Consider the following 17,579-nt stretch of genomic DNA (forward strand, 5'->3'; position numbering starts at 1 on the left):
GGATAGCGACCGCGATGCCGTGCGCGGCCGCTATCCCGCTGATGGTGTCGCCCGTCACGATCGTGTAGCGCGTGAGTTCACTGGCAACCGGCGTGGGGGCAGGGGCCGCTGCCGGGGCGGCACCCTCGGCGAGGGTGAGTTGCTGGCCGGGGAAGATCTTCGTCGACCAGCTCAGCCCGTTGCTCGCGAGGACGGCAGCGGTCGAGAGCCCGAACCTGCTCGCGATGCCGCTCACGGTGTCGCCGGCGACGACCGTGTACTGGTTCGGTGCAGCCTCGGCCTGCACGCGTTGCGCAGGGGCGCTGGTCCCAGCGGATGCCGGCAGCTGCGCCGGGTTCTTGAGCGGCTTCCGGCTCAGGGAGGCTGCCTCGGCGGGCGACGCAAGATTGAGACCGATGGCGACCGTGCACGCCACGGCGAGCGGCAGGGCCGCGAACATGCCGAGCGCGCGGGAACGGATGGCCGAGGACTTGCGGGGCCTGGCGGGGACGAGCTCGCCACTGGCCGGCGGTCGAACGATCCTGTTGGACTGTGCTGACATGACGCTCCATTCAGATTGGTCTGACACTCAGATGCTGTCGAGCCGAAAACCGCCGCCCGAGCTTGAGACTGGCTACAACCTTCACCGTGTCCACGAGCGTTAACTTGTCCACGACCTTCAACGTTTTCACACATGACTGCCGGAGTCAATCGGTATGACCCCCATCCGGGCCGCACGGAGCGCGCACCGGGGCATTCGGTGTTTGAAGTGGCCCGGGAATCATGGGAGGCTTGGAGGGTGACCGATTCGTTTTCAGATCAACCCTGGCTGACCATCCCCGACCTCGTTTCCCTGCTCGGGACCAGTCAAAGCCGGGTTCGCCAACTCATCGATGACAAGCAGCTCCTCGCGATCCGCCGGAACGGTGTGATCTCGGTGCCGGCCGCATTCGTCAAGGACGGTTCCCCGCTCCCTGAACTCCGCGGCACCCTGATCGTGCTCGCCGATGACGGCTTCACCGACGAGCAGGCCATGCAGTGGCTGCTCGAGGTCGACGACAGCCTCGGTGTCCCGCCGATCCAGGCACTTCTCGCCGGTCGTAAGGCCGAGGTCCGCCGCGTCGCCCAGGCGCTCGCCTAGCCACAGGTTCGACCCCGGGCCCAGTTCACACGGCGAGCCCCTTCACACGGCGAGCCCCTTCACACGGCGAGCCCCTTCACACGGCGAGCCCCTTCACAGGGCGAACCCCTCGGCTCGCCCCGCTCCCGGGTCGCCCCGGTCTCAGAACGACCGGCGCGTCACGGTTTCGGCGAGCCTCTCGAGCTGGTCCCGCATGTCGGGGGCGATCGGAGAGGCGTGGAGCGCGCCGCGCGCATCCGCGACCTGGTCCGTGATGAGCGTCTCGACGCTCTCGACGGCTCCGCTGGCCCTGATGAGTTCCTGCAGCGACAGGATCTGGGCCGCGTCGAGCCCCGGGTCTCCGAGGAGTCCGTCGAGGTACTCCCGCGCGGCCGGTTCGAGCGCGCGCCTGGCGAGTGCGATGAGCACGGTGCGCTTGCCCTCCCGCAGGTCGTCACCGCTCGGTTTGCCCGTCACGGCCGCGTCGCCGAACACTCCGAGAAGGTCGTCCCGGAGCTGGTATGCGATGCCGAGCGGAAGCCCGAAGGCGCGCAACGCGTCGAGGTGGGCCGTGTCGGCGCCCGCGAGTGCCGCCCCGATGACGAGGGGAGCCTGGACGCTGTACTTCGCGGACTTGAAGACGATGACCCGCATGGCGCGTTCGAGCAACTCCTCCTCCTGCTGCACGAGCCAGGCCCTTTCCTCGAGGATGTCGAGGTACTGACCGGCTGTCACCTCCGTGCGCATCTGGTTGAATTCGTGGCGACCGAGCCTGGCCGCCACAGGATCTGCGGAGGCCTGGAGGCCCTCGTCGAGGAGCTCGTCGCTCCACCCGAGGAGCAGGTCCCCGAGAAGGATGGCGGAGGCCCGGCCGAACTCGACAGGAGCGCCGGCCCAGCCGCCCGTGGCATGCAGGGATTCGAAGAGTTTATGGGCGGACGCCGAACCCCTGCGGGTGTCCGAATTGTCGATGATGTCGTCGTGGACGAGGGCGGCGGCATGGAAGATTTCGAGGGCGGCGGCCGCCGCGATGACCGGCGCGGAATCGAGCGCGTCCGAACCGGGGACGCTCTGCCAGCCCTGGTGGCAGAACTGGGCCCGGAAGCGCTTACCACCGCTGAGAAACTGCCGTGAGAAGTTCACCAGCGCGCTAAGATCCGGGCTGACAGTAGTCACAATTAGTTGACGGGTTTTCAGGAATTCGTCGATGCGAGTTTGAACCAGATCGACCAGTTGATTGCTTTCAGCCACCCGCCTAGCCTAGCTATCGCGGCGGGGCTAGAATTGGGATTCACCGGTGATCCTACAGAGGAGGAATAAGATGCCGCTTTCGGAACAAGAGCAGCGACTCCTTGAAGAGATGGAGCGCGGGCTCTACCACAACGACTCCGACTTCGTCGCGACCGTTGGCGGTTCATCGCTTCGCCCGAACTACCGCTCGATCGCCCTCGGCGTTCTCGCGGTCGTCGCCGGTATCGGGGGACTGATCGCCGGAGTCGCAGTGCAGCAGCTGTGGCTCGGAATCCTCGGCTTCGTCGTCATGTTCGCAGGGGTATTGCTCGCCACGTCACCGGGCAAGGCCGCCCGCAGGCTGTCGTCCTCCGGCTTCTCATCCTCCGGCACGTCACCGTCCGGGACGAGCGGGTCACGCCCGTCGGGTTCCGGCAAGTCCGGCCGCGGGTTCATGGACCGTCTCAATGACCGTTGGGATCGACGCCAGGACGGCAACTAGCCCTTCGGCTCCCATCCTCCACAGCACGACCGAAACGTCACAAAAGCAGGGCCGATCACAGATCGGCCCTTTTTTTGTGCCCAAAATCGACTCTCGACCCCGCTCGCCCTTGGATTTCCCTCCACCCTTGGCTTAGCCTGTTCATCTGGTATTTTTCTAGAAATTTACTCGTTGATCGTGGCATTTCCCGTTTTCGTGGTCCAAAGTGGAGTAAAGTGGAGTAACACCTGAACTTGGCCGGAAGAGAAGGGGTGATGAATGTTCCTCGGGACCTATGCCCCCAAGCTCGACGACAAGGGACGCGTCATCCTCCCCGCGAAGTTCCGTGAGCAGTTGTCCACCGGCATCGTGATGACCCGCGGCCAGGAGCACTGCCTCTACGTCTTCACGACCCGGGCGTTCGAGGAACTGCACGAAAAGATCAAGCAGGCCCCGATCACGAGCAAGCAGGGCCGTGACTTCCTCCGGGTCTTCACCTCCGGAGCCAGTGCGGAAACTCCCGACAGCCAGAACCGCGTCACCATCCCCGCCAACCTCCGCAGCTATGCCGGCCTCGACCGCGAACTCACGGTGATCGGTGCGGGCGACCGTGTCGAGATCTGGGACACCGAGGCCTGGGACCTGTACCTCGCCGAACAGGAAACCTCGTTCGCCAACACCACGGAGGAGGTGATTCCGGGACTCTTCTAGAACCTGGCGCCTGACTCCCAGCCGTACGCCCTGACACACTTCCCCGGTGCCAGGACTGCCGGATGGGGATCAGGATCCAGGAACTACTCCCCGGGACCATGAACATCGACGAAATCCATACCCCCGTACTGCTCGAACGCTGTGTCGAGCTCCTCGCGCCGGCCCTGAACCAGCCCGGCGCCGTGCTCGTCGACGCGACCCTCGGCATGGCCGGGCACTCCGAGGCCTTCCTGACCCGCTTCCCAGGACTCACCCTCGTCGGCCTCGACCGTGACCTCGAGGCGCTCTCGATCGCCGAGGAGCGCCTCAAGCCGTTCCGCGACCGGATCCACCTCGTGCACACCGTCTACGACGGCATCCAGGACGCCCTCGACTCCCTCGGCATCGAAGAGGTCCAGGGCGTGTTCTTCGACCTCGGAGTCTCCTCGCTCCAGCTCGACCGGGTCGAACGCGGCTTCTCGTACTCCAAGGACGCTCCGCTCGACATGCGGATGGACAACACGAGCGACCTGACGGCGGAGCACATCCTCGCGACGTACAGCGAGTCCGAACTGCGCCGGATCTTCCACGAGTACGGCGAAGAGAAACTCGCGGCACGCTACGCCAAGGCCATCGTCGAGGCTCGGTCCACCGCCCCTCTCGTCCGCTCTGCCGAGCTCGTCGCGATCCTCACGAAGGTCACCCCCGTCGTCGTCCAGCGCACCGGACACCCGGCGAAGCGGGTCTTCCAGGCCCTGCGCATCGAGGTCAACCAGGAACTCTCCGTTCTCGAACGCGCGATCCCCGCCGCCCTCGACGCCGTCGCCGTGCACGGCCGGATCGTCGTGGAGGCCTACCAGTCGCTCGAGGACCGGATCGTCAAGAAGGCGCTCGCCCGGGCATCCACCTCGAGCGCCCCCGCCGGCCTGCCCATCGAGCTGCCGGAACACAAGCCACTGTTCACACAGTTGATCCGGGGCGCCGAACTCGCCTCGGAAGAAGAAAAGGCGAGAAACCCCCGTGCGACGTCGGTCAGACTTCGCGCCGCCGAGCGACTGAGGAGAGCCGGATGAGCGACAATCTCGCACGCGTGCTGCGACCGAACTGGGAAAGTGCCCCCCGGCACGACACCCCCGACCAGAAACCGCTGGACGCTCCGGCAGGCCAGCCAGGCTCGCGGCTTCGCCACATCGAGATCGTCGCAACGCGCAGCCAGCGCCGGGCACGACCCAAGATCGCCTTCGCCCTGTCCGCCGTCGCCGGGGTCGCGGTGATCATTGTCGCGCAGCTCCTGCTGAGCGTCGGAATCTCGCAGGGCGCGTACGAGGTGTCCCGCCTGCAGGCCAGCCAGACGGAACTCAGCCGCACCGCCGACAGCGTCACGGAGGACCTCGTCCGGGTCTCCTCCCCGCAGAGCCTCGCGGCCAACGCCGAGGCCATCGGCATGATCAGCAACTCCAACCCGGTCTACCTGCGCCTCTCCGACTCCGCAGTGCTCGGCGCCCCGAGTTCCGCAACGGGCAGTCAGGCCGGTGCGGCGAGTCTCGTGCCGAACGCGCTGCTCACCGGCGTACCTTTGGTGACACAGCCAGCCCAGGCCACCGGGCAGGGCGCGAGCGTCGCCGGCGCCGCGACGTCACCAGCCACCACGACCGCCCCGACAACCTCAACCGCCGCCGTGCCAGCCCCTGGCGCCGGACTCCCGACGCCCACGACTCGCTAGAACGCATTCCCGCACGAGCCGGGGTGCCACAACCGCGGCCCCGTCCGCAGTAAGGAACCGAAACTGTGGGTGTCAGTGCCAGGTCGACGCGCAGCGGCAAGCGCCGCATCGCGATCACGGTCGTTCTCCTCTTCGCGATCGTCGCACTCTTCGTGGTCAGGCTCGTCGACATCCAGGTCGTCCGTGCCGACACCCTCAGCGCCGATTCACTCGGCAACCGATCGGTCGAGCAGCCCATCTACGGCTCACGCGGTGACATCGTCGACGCCAACGGCGTCGTACTCGCCGGGACGGTGATGCGCTACAACATCACGCTGTCTCCCCGCAATGCCGTCGAGTTCACCCGCACAACGGCGGCGGGAGACCAGACGGTCACCGTCGCCCAGGCCGCTGCGGAGGTCGGCGCCATCACCGGTCAGACCGGAGACGCGATCCTCGCGATCATCTCTTCGTCGCTCGCCGCCAATCCCGCGTCGGATTACGCCATGGTGACCAAGGCAGTGGATGTCTCGGTGTTCCGGGCGGTCGACGCGCTCGAGATCCCGTGGATCTACTTCGAGAAGAAGCCCGGCCGGGTGTACCCGGACGGTGCGGTCGCAGGCAACCTCGTCGGATTCGTGTCGTCAGAGGGTGAAGCCCAGGCCGGCCTTGAAATCGGCCAGGACTCTTGCCTCGCGAGCACCGACGGAACGGAGACCTACGAGAAGGGCGCAGACGGCGTCCGGCTGCCGCAGAGCACCGTCACGGAGAAGGCGGCCGTCGATGGCGGAGATGTCGTGACGACGATCGACTCCGACCTGCAGTGGTTCGTCCAGCAGGCCCTGGCTAAGCAGGCCCAGGCCACCGGCGCGGCGTGGGGAACGGTCGTGGTGCAGGAGGTCAAGACCGGGAAGCTCGTCGCGGTCGCCGACTATCCCAGTGTCGACCCGAACAACGTCAACGGAACGACCAACCCCGATGACCGCGGCTCGCGCGCTTTCACGGCCTCCTTCGAACCGGGGTCGACCTTCAAGGCGCTCACCGCGGCATCCGTGCTCGATGCGGGCAAGGCCACGGTGAATACCCAGGTCGTCGCGCCCTATCGATACCTGCCGGGCAACGGCGCGAACATCAACGACAGTTCCGGTCACGCCGACCTGCACCTCACCCTCACCGGCGTGCTGATCGAATCCTCGAACACCGGCATGTCCAAGTTCGGCGAACTGCTGACCGACAAGCAGCGCTATGACTACATGACCAAGTTCGGCCTCGGCACTGCGACGGAGGCGGGGTTCCCCGCCGAAGACTCCGGAATCCTGCATCCCTACGACGAATGGGACCCCCAGACCAAGTACGCCACCATGTTCGGCCAGGGCCTGACCACGACGGCGCTCCAGATCGCGAGCATCTACCAGACCATTGCGAACAAGGGCGTCCGGTTGCCCGTCCAGCTCGTCGCCGGCTGCCGCCAGGCGGACGGCACCATGACGAATGTGCCGGCAGCAGCGGGAACCCAGGTCGTCTCGGCATCGGCCGCGCACGACACCTCGGACATGCTTGAGATGGTGTACCAGAAGGCCTGGCTGTCCAAGGTCTGGAACATTCCCGGCTACCGGGTCGCCTCGAAGACCGGAACGGCCCAGATGCCGGACGGCCACGGCGGGTACACCCACGGGTACCTTGTGTCGGTTTCCGGGTTCGCTCCCGCAGACGATCCGGAGTACGTCGTTTCGGTCAGTCTCGCCGATCCTGTTAAACTGAATTCGTCTGCAGCGCCCGCTCCGATCTTCCAGGAGGTCATGAGCCAGGTGCTGAAGAAGTACCGGGCAGTTCCATCGGGCGCTCCAGCGCCTGCCCTTCCCGGTACCTGGTAAGAAAGCGAGCCCCGTGACCGAGTTGGCACCATCGGCTCTCCGTCCTCAGCACCCGGTTGCGCGGTCGTTGTCGGGCATGGTTGATGAATTCGAACTTTTCCTGCGCGGCGACATCGAGGGTCTCGAAGTCTCCGGCGTGAGTATCTCCTCCCGTTCCGTCCAGCCGGGCGACCTGTACGTCGGCGTTCCCGGGCGAGCGTTCCACGGCGCGAGCTTCGCCGACGACGCCAGGGAGGCCGGAGCCGTCGCCATCCTGACCGATGAGGCCGGTGCGCTCGTCGCCGCCGGAAGCGGCCTGCCGATCCTCGTCACCCCGGACGCGCGCGCCGCTCTCGGCGCGGTCGCCGCCTGGATCTACCGGACCGACGAGAACCCGGCAACGCTCTTCGCAGTGACCGGAACGAATGGCAAGACGAGCGTCGTCTACCTCCTCGTCGCCATCCTGAACCAGCTCGGCGTCGTCACAGGCCTCACCTCGACCGCGGAACGCCGCATCGGCGACCTCGCCGTCGTGAGCTCGCTCACCACCCCGGAGGCCACCGAACTGCATGCCCTCCTCGCCAGGATGCGCGAAGCCGAAGTGCGCGCCGTCGCGATCGAGGTCTCCGCGCAGGCCCTCAGCAGGCACCGCGTCGACGGGCTCGTCTTCGATGTCGCAGGGTTCACCAACCTCAGCCACGACCACCTCGACGACTACGCCAGCCTCGACGAGTACTTCCAGGCCAAACTCGAACTCTTCCAGCCCGACCGGTCCCGGCGCGGCGTCATCACCGTGGACTCCGAATGGGGCCAGCGGATCGTCGCAGAGTGCCGCATCCCGGTGACGACCCTCAGCATCCATCCAGAGGTCGACGCCGACTGGCACCTCTCGATCGTGTCGGAGGACGCCCTCTACACGGAGTTCCTGCTCGAGGGGCCGGAGGGCCGCCGCCTGCAGACCCGTGTTCCGCTGATCGGCTGGTTCATGGCCGCGAACGCCGCACTGGCCATCCTGATGCTCGTCGAATCCGGCTACGACCTCGATGCCATCAATCACACCCTCGCCCGCGACGGCGGCATCGACGTCTACATCCCGGGGCGCACCGAGCGCATCTCCGGCGACCGCGGACCGCTCGTCTACATCGACTACGGTCACAGCCCGGACGCCTTCCTCAACACCCTCGCGGCCATCCGCACCTTCACGCCGGGGCGACTGTTCATGGTCTTCGGCGCCGACGGCGACCGCGACACCACCAAGCGCGCGGCCATGGGTGCCATCGCAGCCAGGGGCGCAGACGTCGTCGTCATCACCGACTTCCACCCCCGCTACGAGGACCCGGCCTCGATCAGGGCCGCCCTGATCGCCGGCGCCCGAGAGGCCGTCCCCGACGTGGAGCTCTACGAGGTCGCCGACCCGCGCACCGCCTTCCGCACCGCGCTCGGCCTCGCGGTCGAGGGCGACTCGATCCTCTATGCGGGCCCCGGCCACGAGAACTATCACGAAGTGAACGGCGTCAAGATCCCCTATTCCGCCCGCGACGATTCCCGGCTCGCGCTGCGCGAAGCGGGGTGGCAGTAGATGATCGCCCTCTCCCTCTCCGAGATCGCCGGCGCCGTCAACGGCGCCCTGCACCTCGACGGAGCCCTGAACGCCGACGGCTCGCCGACGACGCCGGCGACCGTCGTCTCCGGTGCCGTCGACACCGACTCGCGTGAGATCCGCCCCGGCGGCATCTTCGTCGCGAAGCCGGGGGAGACCACCGATGGTCACCTCTTCGCTCCTGCCGCAATCGACAACGGCGCCGCGCTCCTCATCGTCGAGCGCGCGCTCGACCTCCCCGTCGCCCAGATCATCGTCGCAGACGCGGTGGTCGCCCTCGGCGACCTCGCCACCTTCGTCGTGGCCCGCGTCCGCGCGGAGGGTCGGCTCCGGGTGATCGGCGTGACCGGGTCCAACGGCAAGACGACCACCAAGAACCTGCTGCGCGCCATCCTCGAACGCGTCGGCCCGACCGTCGCCGCCCGCGCCTCCTTCAACAACGAGGTGGGCGCGCCGATCACGATGCTCGCCGTCGACTTCGACACCCGGTTCCTCGTCGCCGAAATGGGCGCGAGCGGCATCGGCGAGATCGCCAGGCTGATCCGGATGGTCCGTCCGGACGTGGGGATCGTCCTCAAGGTCGGCCTCGCCCACGCCGGCGAATTCGGCGGAATCGAAGCGACCCTGGCCGCCAAGACCGAAATGGTCACCGACCTCCTCGCAACGGATGTCGCCGTGCTGAACGCCGACGACCCCCGCGTCGCCGGAATGCGGGCACACACCCGCGCCAGGGTGGTCTGGTTCGGCCAGGACGCCACCGGCACCTCGCGCGCACCGGACGGAACGGACTTCTCCGGCGTGCACGCGACCGGGATCGAGGTCTCGAGCAGCGGAACGACGTTCACCCTGCACCTCGCGGGCGGCGACACCCGCCCGGTGACCTTCCAGGTACTCGGAGAGCACCACGTGATGAACGCCCTCGCCGCTGCGGCCACCGCAGAGGTGCTCGGGGTCGGCATCGACGACATCGTCGCGGCACTCGAATCCGTCGTCACGGCCGAACGCTGGCGGATGCAGGTGCTCGGCGGGCGTGACGGGGTCACGGTCATCAACGATGCGTACAACGCGAGCCCCGATTCGATGACGGCGGCCCTCAAGACCCTCGCCCAGATCCGGCGGCCGGGAGAACGCACCGTCGCCGTCCTCGGCGAAATGAGCGAACTCGGCGAATTCTCCGGGGACGAGCACGACCGCATCGGACTGCTCGCCGTGCGACTCAACATCTCCCAGCTCGTCGTGGTGGGACCCGCCGCCCGCCGGATGCACATCAGCACGATCAACGAGGGGTCCTGGGACGGGGAGTCGCTCTTCGTCGACGACCAGGACGACGCCTTCGCCCTCCTCACCGCGACCATCCGCCCCGGTGACACGGTGCTCGTGAAGTCGTCGAACTCCGCGGGCCTCAGGTTCCTCGGCGACCGCCTCGGGGAGTTCTTCTCATGAGAGCCCTGCTGATGTCCGGCGCGATGTCGCTCGTCTTCACGTTGTCCCTGACCCCGCTGTTCATCCGGCTCTTCCACAAGCTCGGCTGGGGACAGTTCATTCGCGATGACGGCCCGAAGAGCCACCACGCCAAGCGCGGCACCGCGACCATGGGCGGCATCGTCATCATCCTCGGCACCCTGATCAGCTACTTCCTTGCGATGTGGCTCACGGGCACCCCGATCACGGCGTCCCCGTTGCTCGTGCTGTTCATGATGGTCGGACTCGGGCTCGTCGGATTCCTCGACGACTTCATCAAGACCCGGAACCAGCGCAGCCTCGGCCTCGGCGGCTGGCAGAAGATCAGCGGGCAGGTGCTCGTCGCCGGCGTCTTCGCCGTTCTCGCGCTGCAGTTCCCGAACAGGCACGGCCTCACCCCGGCATCCACCAAGATCTCACTGTTGCGCGACCTGCCCCTCGACTTCATGAAGCTCGGGACCATCGTCGGGATCGCCCTGTTCATCGTCTGGATCTGCTTCCTCGTCGCCGCGACCTCCAACGGAGTGAACGTGACGGACGGCCTCGACGGGCTCGCGACCGGGTCATCGATCCTCGCCATCGGGGCGTACATCGTGATCGGCTTCTGGCAGTCCAACCAGGCCAGGTACGGGGGAGCGGATATCGGCGACCTCTACCGTTCCTACAACGTGCGCGACCCCCTCGACCTCGCCATCGTCGCCGCAGCGATCGTCGGCGGCCTGATCGGCTTCCTGTGGTGGAACACCTCACCCGCCAAGATCTTCCTCGGCGACACCGGGTCCCTCGCCATCGGCGGGGCGCTGGCCGCACTCGCGATCCTCAGCCGCACCGAGCTCCTGCTCGTGCTCCTCGGCGGCCTGTTCGTGATCGAAGCCGGCTCCGTGATCGTCCAGAGGGCGTACTTCAAGGTCACCCGGGGCAAACGGATCTTCCTGATGAGCCCGATCCACCACCACTTCGAGCTCAAGGGCTGGGCAGAGGTCACCGTCGTCGTCAGGTTCTGGATCGTCGGCGGACTCCTCGTCGCGGCGGGCGTCGGCTCGTTCTACCTCGAATGGCTGACCGCATGATGATGAGCAACAACCCATACGACACTCACTCTGGCCATCGCCGCCTCGACGGCCTCATCAGCTGGCACGCCGACTGGACCGGGCTCCGGGTCGCCGTCCTCGGCCTTGGCGTGACCGGCTTCGCCGCGGCGGACACCCTCGCCGAACTCGGCGCGGACGTCCTCGTCGTCGCCGGTAACGCCCCGGACGACCGGGCCAGGCTCCTCGGCGTGATCGGCGCCGGGCTCGTCCAGGCCGACCTGAGCGAAGTCCCCGCTGAACTCGCCGCCCACCGTCCGGAACTCCTCGTCGTCAGCCCCGGCTTCCACCCCGACCACCCGCTGCTGCTCTGGGCCGCTGCAGCCGGAATCCCCGTCTGGGGCGACATCGAACTGGCCTGGCGCCTGCGCGACAAGGTCGGCGCCCCGGCAGAGTGGATCCTCGTCACGGGCACCAACGGCAAGACCACGACCGTGCAGCTGACCGCGACGATCCTCGCCGCAGCAGGCCACCGGGTCGCCCCCTGCGGCAACATCGGCGTGCCCGTCCTCGACGCCGTCCGCGACCCGCTCGGCTGGGACGTGCTCGTCGTCGAACTCTCGAGCTACCAGCTGCACCACCTGCCACGCACCGGGCCGGGCGCCCTCGTGCCGTGGGCGAGCGTCTGCCTGAACATCGCGGACGACCACCTCGACTGGCACGGCTCCGCTGCCGCCTACCGCGAGGCAAAAGCCACCGTCTACGCCAACACCAAGATCGCGTGCGTCTACAACAAGGACGACGAGGCCACCCGCACGATGGTCGAGGACGCCGAAGTCCGCGAGGGCGCCCGCGCCATCGGCTTCGGCCTCGGCGTCCCCGGTCCGAGCGACCTCGGCGTCGTCGACGGCATCCTCTGCGACCGCGCCTTCCTCGAGGAACGCTTCGACACCGCGATCGAACTGACCACCGTGCCCGAGCTCCGCGCCCGCGGCCTCGGCGCCGCCCACCTCGTGGCCGACATCCTCGCCGCGAGTGCCCTCGCGCGGTCCTTCGACGTCGACGCACCGATCATCCATGACGTGCTCGAGACCTTCCAGCTCGACGAACACCGCATCGAGATCGTGGCAGACGCAGCGGGCATCCGCTGGATCGACGACTCGAAGGCCACGAACCCGCACGCAGCGGATGCGTCGCTCGCCGCGTTCGACTCCGTGGTCTGGCTCGTCGGCGGCCTGCTCAAGGGCGTCGACATCGACCACCTCGTCAGCACCCACGTGCCCCGGCTCCGGGGCGCCGTCATCATCGGCGTCGATCGGGACGCCCTGCGGGCGGCATTCCTGCGACACGCCCCCGGGTTGCCCGTATTCGAGATCGATGCCGCTGACACTGGACAGGTGATGCCGAACGCCGTCGCTGCCGCGGCAGGCATCGCCGAGTCAGGTGACGTCGTGCTGCTCGCACCGGCGGCGGCATCGATGGACCAGTTCTCCGACTACGCAGCACGCGGCCGCCTCTTCGCGGAAGCCGTTCACGATTATCTGGGAGGTGAGGCGGATGGCGAGACTGCCCCTGGCTCGAACGCCTAGGACCGCAGCCCCCCACCAGCCGGCGCCCGAGGCGCACAACCCCGCCACCCGCATCCATCTCGGACGCGTGTTCAAGGCGGAATCGACGAGCTACTTCCTGCTGCTCGGAACGACCCTCTTCCTCGTCGCCTTCGGCCTGGTGATGGTGCTGTCCTCATCGTCGGTCGACTCCTACCTCGAGAACGCAGGCTTCTTCGGCACCGTGCTCCGCCAGGGCGGCTTCGCGGCCGTGGGTGTCCCGCTGATGCTCTTCGTCAGCCGGATGCCGATCAAGTTCTGGCAGCGGGTGGCCTGGCCGACCCTGATCATCGCGTGCCTGCTGCAGTGCCTCGTCGTCTTCACCCCGCTCGGCATCACCGTCGCAGGGAACACGAACTGGCTGTCCCTCGGCGGGGTCCAGTTCCAGCCGTCCGAGGCGATCAAGCTCGCGCTCGTCATCTGGCTCGGCATGATCCTCTCCCAGAAGCAGGACCTGCTCGACGACTGGCGCCACGTCTACATTCCCGTGTTCGGCGTCGGCGGCGGATCGATCATGCTCGTACTGATCGGCGGCGACCTCGGAACCGTCATCATCATGGCCGGAATCCTCTTCGGCGCGCTCTTCTTCGCGGGCGTCCGGCTGCGGATGCTCGCGCTCCCGCTCCTGGTCGGCACGGTCGCGGGCGTGCTCGTCGCCGTCTCGAGCTCCAACCGGATGACCCGCATCCTCTCCTTCCTTAACACCGGCTGCGACGACCACACCGGAACGATCTCCGCGGCGTGCTGGCAGCCGCTGCACGGCACCTGGGCACTCGCCAACGGCGGGATCTTCGGCGTCGGACTCGGCAACTCCAAGGCCAAATGGTCCTGGCTGCCCGCTGCGGACAACGACTACATCTTCGCGATCATCGGCGAGGAGCTCGGCCTGATCGGCGCCATCGTCGTGCTCGGCATGTTCATCCTGCTCGCGTTCGCCTTCCTGCGGATCATGCGCTCGAGCACGAGCGTGCAGGCGCGCGTGTCGACGGCCGCCGTGATGGTCTGGGTCATCGGCCAGGCGCTCGTCAACATCGGTGTCGTCCTCGGCGTCTTCCCCGTCCTCGGCGTCCCGCTTCCGCTCGTCTCCGCGGGCGGCACAGCCCTGCTCTCGACCCTGATCGCGATCGGCATCGTGCTGTCCTTCGCCCGCGCGCACCCCGATCCGGCCGGGCGCACCCCCGGCGGAACCGAGCACCCGGCGGCACGGCCCGGACCGAGACGGGTGTCCGAGTGACCACGTACCTCCTGGCCGGCGGCGGGACCGCCGGCCATGTCAACCCCCTGCTCGCGGTCGCCGATGCGATCCGCGCGCGCGAACCCGACGCGGTCATGATCGTGCTCGGCACCAGGGAAGGCCTCGAGGCCCGCCTGGTACCCGCACGCGGCTACGAGCTGATCTTCGTGCCACGGCTGCCGTTCCCGCGCCGCCCGAACCGCGCCGCCGTGCTCTTCCTGCCCCGGTTCAACCGCGCCGTCAGCGACCTCGCCGCCGTGCTCCGTGCCAGGAAGGTCGACGTCGTCGTGGGCTTCGGCGGCTACGTCTCGACGCCGGCCTACCTCGCGGCCCGCCGGGCGGGCATCCCGATCGCCATCCACGAGGCGAACTTCCGCGCGGGACTCGCGAACCGCCTCGGGGCCTGGCTGACCACCCGGGTCGGCGTCGTGTTCCCCGGAACCCGGATCCGCCACGGCCGGGTCGTGGGAATGCCGCTGCGGCCGGAGATCCAGAACCTCGACCGCCCCGGTGTCCGGGCGGAGGCGCTGCGCTTCTTCGACCTCGACCCCGGCAGGCCGACCCTCCTCGTCACGGGAGGGTCCCTCGGCGCGCGCCGCCTCAACGGCACGGCCGTGCAGTCAGCATCGGCGCTGGTCGCGGCCGGCTGGCAGGTGCTGCACATCACCGGGCAGAAGTCCGAGGTCCCCGACCCGGCCATCGACCACTACCGGATGATCGAGTACTGCGACCGGATGGACCTCGCCCTCGCGAGCGCGGACTTCGCCGTCTCCCGGGCAGGGGCCGGGACGGTCTGCGAGCTCAGCGCGCTCGGCATCCCCGCCGTCTACGTGCCCTACCCGGTCGGAAACGGGGAACAGCGCTTCAACGCGGCCTCCGTCGTCGCCGCGGGTGGCGGGATCATCGTCGACGACGCGGCCTTCCTGCCCGCCTGGGTCGCTGACGAGCTCGTGCCGCTCCTCACCGACCGGCCGCGCGTGCGCAGGATGGGGGAGCTCGCGGCATCCGTCGGAGGCCGCGACGGCGCCGAGCGGATGGCGGACCTCGTCAGCGATGCCCTCGGCCACCCACACGGCGGCGTCAATCCGGCAATCCCTGGCGCCGACGCGTAACGTAGAGGCCGCACCACACCCGATTTCGACACTGAGATTCGACACTGAGAAGAGCGGCACCACGTGATCAAGCCCGACCTGAACCTCGTCATTCCTGCGGACCTGGGAACGGTACATTTCGTCGGCATCGGCGGTTCCGGAATGAGCGGCATCGCGCGGCTCTTCCTTGCGGCCGGCCACACCGTGACCGGCTCCGACGTGCGCGAGTCCGCGAACGTGCTCGCCCTGCGCGAGCTCGGAGCGCGGATCAGCATCGGCCACGCCGCGGAGAATGTCGGGGATGCCGATTCCCTCGTCGTCACCGGGGCGCTCTGGCAGGACAACCCCGAGTACGTCCTCGCCCTCGAGCGCGGCCTCCCGGTGCTGCACCGGGCCCAGGCGCTCGCCTGGCTGATCCAGAAGCACCGCCTCGTCTCCGTCGCCGGCGCACACGGCAAGACCACGTCGACCGGGATGATCGTCACGGGCCTGCTCGGCATCGGCAAGCACCCGAGCTTCGTCAACGGCGGAGTGATCGAGTCCCTCGGCGTCTCGGCGGGCGCGGGAACCGATGACCTGTTCGTTGTCGAGGCCGACGAATCCGACGGGTCCTTCCTGCTGTACAACACGGCCATCGCGCTCGTGACGAACGTCGATCCGGACCACCTCGACCACTACGGGTCCCTCGAAGCTTTCGAGGCCGCCTTCGTGCAGTTCTCCCACGCAGCCACCGAGCTCGTCGTGATCTCCGCAGACGACCCCGGCGCGGTCCGGGTCACCCGGAGCCTCACCGGCCAGAAGGTCGTCACCTTCGGCGAGGCCGCCGACGCGACCGTGCGCGTGCACTCCGTCGTGACGGATGGTCCCGTGAGCTTCTCCGTCTCGTATGCGGGCCAGGACTACTCAGCGACCCTGCGGATCCCCGGCAGGCACAACGCGATCAACGCGGCAGGCGCCTTCGCCGTGCTCGTCGGACTCGGCTGCGACCCCGCAGCGTCGCTCGCGGCCATTGCCACCTTCGGAGGCACCCAGCGCCGCTTCGAACTGCACGGCACCGTGAACGGCGTCAGTGTCTACGACGACTACGCCCACCACCCGACGGAGGTCGCGGCCGCGCTCACCGCGGCACGGACCGTCGTCGGGACCGGGCGCATCATCGCCGTGCACCAGCCGCACCTGTACAGCCGCACTCGCCTCTTCGCGCAGGAGTTCGCGGACACCCTCGAACGCACCGCTGACCAGACGGTCGTGCTCGGCGTCTACGGCGCCCGCGAGGATCCCGAACCCGGCGTGACCGGCGCCCTGGTCTCCGGAAAGTTCCACGACGCATCCAAGGTCGCCTACGTGCCCGACTGGCAGGAGGCCGCCGACTACGTTGCGCGCATCGCCAGACCCGGCGACTTCGTCGTCACACTCGGCTGCGGTGACGTCTACCGGATCGTCCCCCAGCTGCTCGAATCGCTCGGCGACCGCGTCCAGGCCCAGGGATAGCACGGGGGAATGAGGCGACCAGAGGGCTTCGACCGGCCGGAGCAGCCGCCCACCAGGGACGGCGCCGCGCCCAGCGCTGCCACACCCGGCGGCCGGGGAACGAAGCGTTCGTCGCGCCGCCCCGCGGACACCGCGACTCCCGCCGGCGGCCGGGGAACGACCGACGGCACCAGCACCGAACCCATCACGGTCCCGAAACGCCGGCCAGAGCAGCCGCACCTCGCCTCCGTCTCGCCTCTGCACTCGTCAGGAGCGCAGCAGGCCGAACCCGTCACCGAGCCGATCACGACGGTGCCGGCGCGGTCACCGGGCGCACGGCCGCCGAAGGGGCGGGCGTCTGACGCAAAGACGGAGACCGCCGGTACGGCAGGGGAGGACGCAGAGCCCGCGCTGACCCCCGCAACGGCCCGGCGCAAGTTCCGCGCCGCCCGACGTGCACGCAAGCGTTACGAACGCGAGGAGGTGCGCCGCTTCACCTGGCGCTCGCGCCGCCGCCGCACGGCCTGGCTCGTCGCGCTCGGTACCGTGGCCGCTCTCCTCGGGTTCGTTCTCATCGGGACGTACTCGCCGCTGATGGCGCTCCGCACGATCGAGGTCGTCGGGACCAGCCGGATCTCCGCCGACCAGGTCACCGCCGCGCTCGGCGACCAGCTCGGTACCCCGCTGCCCCTCGTGGACTTCGCGCGGATTCGCGAGGACCTCGGTACGTTCCCGCTGATCCAGAGCTACGTGACCGAGAGCAGGCCGCCGGACACCCTCGTGGTGCGGATCGTCGAACGGACGCCCGTCGGCACGGTCGTCGTCCCCGGCGGGTTCAACCTCGTCGATGCCGCGGGCGTCGTGATCCAGAACGGCCCTGCACGCCTGGCCGGCTATCCCGTGATCGACGCGCGGGCCGGCGTCGGCAGCGCCGGGTTCCAGGCCGCGACGGCCGTCATCGCTGCCGTCCCGGATGCCGTCCGCCAGCAGCTCGACACGGTCACGGCGGCGACCACCGACGACGTGACCCTGG

General features: G+C 68.3%; 16 protein-coding genes. 14 read left to right on the top strand and 2 right to left on the bottom strand.

Features of this window, described 5'->3' with window-relative positions; translation table 11 throughout:
• Positions 1-541 (bottom strand): lytic transglycosylase (locus QN357_RS10985; protein ID WP_323504882.1); only part of this gene is annotated, 541 nt, incomplete at its 3' end.
• A 237-nt stretch (positions 542-778) separates the two neighbouring features.
• On the opposite strand from QN357_RS10985, the gene QN357_RS10990 reads away from it, so the two are divergent.
• The gene (locus tag QN357_RS10990; RefSeq protein ID WP_134446104.1) at positions 779-1,120 is read left to right on the top strand and encodes an Rv2175c family DNA-binding protein; all 342 of its coding nucleotides are present in this window, start codon (positions 779-781) and stop codon (positions 1,118-1,120) included.
• A gap of 141 nt (positions 1,121-1,261) precedes the next feature.
• On the opposite strand, the gene QN357_RS10995 is transcribed toward QN357_RS10990, so the two are convergent.
• Complete coding sequence (locus QN357_RS10995) at positions 1,262-2,350, bottom strand: polyprenyl synthetase family protein (protein ID WP_134446103.1); 1,089 nt, start codon at positions 2,348-2,350, stop codon at positions 1,262-1,264.
• 70 nt (positions 2,351-2,420) lie between these two features.
• Here QN357_RS10995 and QN357_RS11000 point away from each other — a divergent pair, with 70 nt between their 5' ends.
• The 13 genes from QN357_RS11000 to QN357_RS11060 form a co-directional block, all read left to right on the top strand.
• Positions 2,421-2,831, top strand: coding sequence for a DUF3040 domain-containing protein (locus tag QN357_RS11000; RefSeq protein ID WP_134446102.1), 411 nt, complete (start codon positions 2,421-2,423; stop codon positions 2,829-2,831).
• A gap of 258 nt (positions 2,832-3,089) precedes the next feature.
• Positions 3,090-3,521 (top strand): division/cell wall cluster transcriptional repressor MraZ, encoded by a 432-nt coding sequence (gene mraZ / locus QN357_RS11005; protein WP_134446101.1) that lies wholly within the window; start codon positions 3,090-3,092, stop codon positions 3,519-3,521.
• Between the two features lie 98 nt (positions 3,522-3,619).
• On the top strand, positions 3,620-4,573 hold the full coding sequence (gene rsmH, locus QN357_RS11010) for a 16S rRNA (cytosine(1402)-N(4))-methyltransferase RsmH (RefSeq protein ID WP_134446133.1): 954 nt from the start codon (positions 3,620-3,622) through the stop codon (positions 4,571-4,573).
• Positions 4,570-5,223 carry a hypothetical protein gene (locus QN357_RS11015; RefSeq protein WP_134446100.1) on the top strand — a complete coding sequence of 218 codons (654 nt, stop codon included), beginning with the start codon at positions 4,570-4,572 and terminating at the stop codon, positions 5,221-5,223. Before rsmH ends, QN357_RS11015 begins: the two co-directional genes overlap by 4 nt.
• Positions 5,224-5,288: 65 nt before the next feature.
• Positions 5,289-7,076, top strand: coding sequence for a peptidoglycan D,D-transpeptidase FtsI family protein (locus QN357_RS11020; protein ID WP_241975250.1), 1,788 nt, complete (start codon positions 5,289-5,291; stop codon positions 7,074-7,076).
• Positions 7,077-7,089: 13 nt separating this feature from the next.
• Positions 7,090-8,634, top strand: a complete 1,545-nt coding sequence (locus QN357_RS11025; protein ID WP_134446099.1) for a Mur ligase family protein — start codon at positions 7,090-7,092, stop codon at positions 8,632-8,634.
• A complete protein-coding gene (locus QN357_RS11030) occupies positions 8,635-10,098 on the top strand; it encodes a UDP-N-acetylmuramoyl-tripeptide--D-alanyl-D-alanine ligase (RefSeq protein ID WP_134558348.1) in 1,464 nt (487 codons plus the stop codon).
• Positions 10,095-11,186, top strand: a complete 1,092-nt coding sequence (gene mraY, locus QN357_RS11035; protein WP_134446097.1) for a phospho-N-acetylmuramoyl-pentapeptide-transferase — start codon at positions 10,095-10,097, stop codon at positions 11,184-11,186. The genes QN357_RS11030 and mraY overlap by 4 nt, the downstream gene beginning before the upstream one ends.
• Before the next feature lie 2 nt (positions 11,187-11,188).
• The gene (murD, locus tag QN357_RS11040; protein WP_134558367.1) at positions 11,189-12,733 is read left to right on the top strand and encodes a UDP-N-acetylmuramoyl-L-alanine--D-glutamate ligase; all 1,545 of its coding nucleotides are present in this window, start codon (positions 11,189-11,191) and stop codon (positions 12,731-12,733) included.
• On the top strand, positions 12,702-13,985 hold the full coding sequence (gene ftsW, locus QN357_RS11045; RefSeq protein ID WP_134446096.1) for a putative lipid II flippase FtsW: 1,284 nt from the start codon (positions 12,702-12,704) through the stop codon (positions 13,983-13,985). Before murD ends, ftsW begins: the two co-directional genes overlap by 32 nt.
• On the top strand, positions 13,982-15,097 hold the full coding sequence (locus QN357_RS11050; RefSeq protein WP_322135938.1) for a UDP-N-acetylglucosamine--N-acetylmuramyl-(pentapeptide) pyrophosphoryl-undecaprenol N-acetylglucosamine transferase: 1,116 nt from the start codon (positions 13,982-13,984) through the stop codon (positions 15,095-15,097). The genes ftsW and QN357_RS11050 overlap by 4 nt, the downstream gene beginning before the upstream one ends.
• A 63-nt stretch (positions 15,098-15,160) precedes the next feature.
• Complete coding sequence (gene murC / locus QN357_RS11055; protein WP_134446094.1) at positions 15,161-16,567, top strand: UDP-N-acetylmuramate--L-alanine ligase; 1,407 nt, start codon at positions 15,161-15,163, stop codon at positions 16,565-16,567.
• 9 nt (positions 16,568-16,576) lie between these two features.
• Positions 16,577-17,579: FtsQ-type POTRA domain-containing protein (locus QN357_RS11060; RefSeq protein WP_323504883.1), on the top strand; the 1,003-nt coding region annotated here is incomplete at its 3' end.

The organism is Cryobacterium sp. RTC2.1, assembly GCF_035018685.1.
In the GTDB taxonomy this organism is placed as follows: domain Bacteria; phylum Actinomycetota; class Actinomycetes; order Actinomycetales; family Microbacteriaceae; genus Cryobacterium; species Cryobacterium glucosi.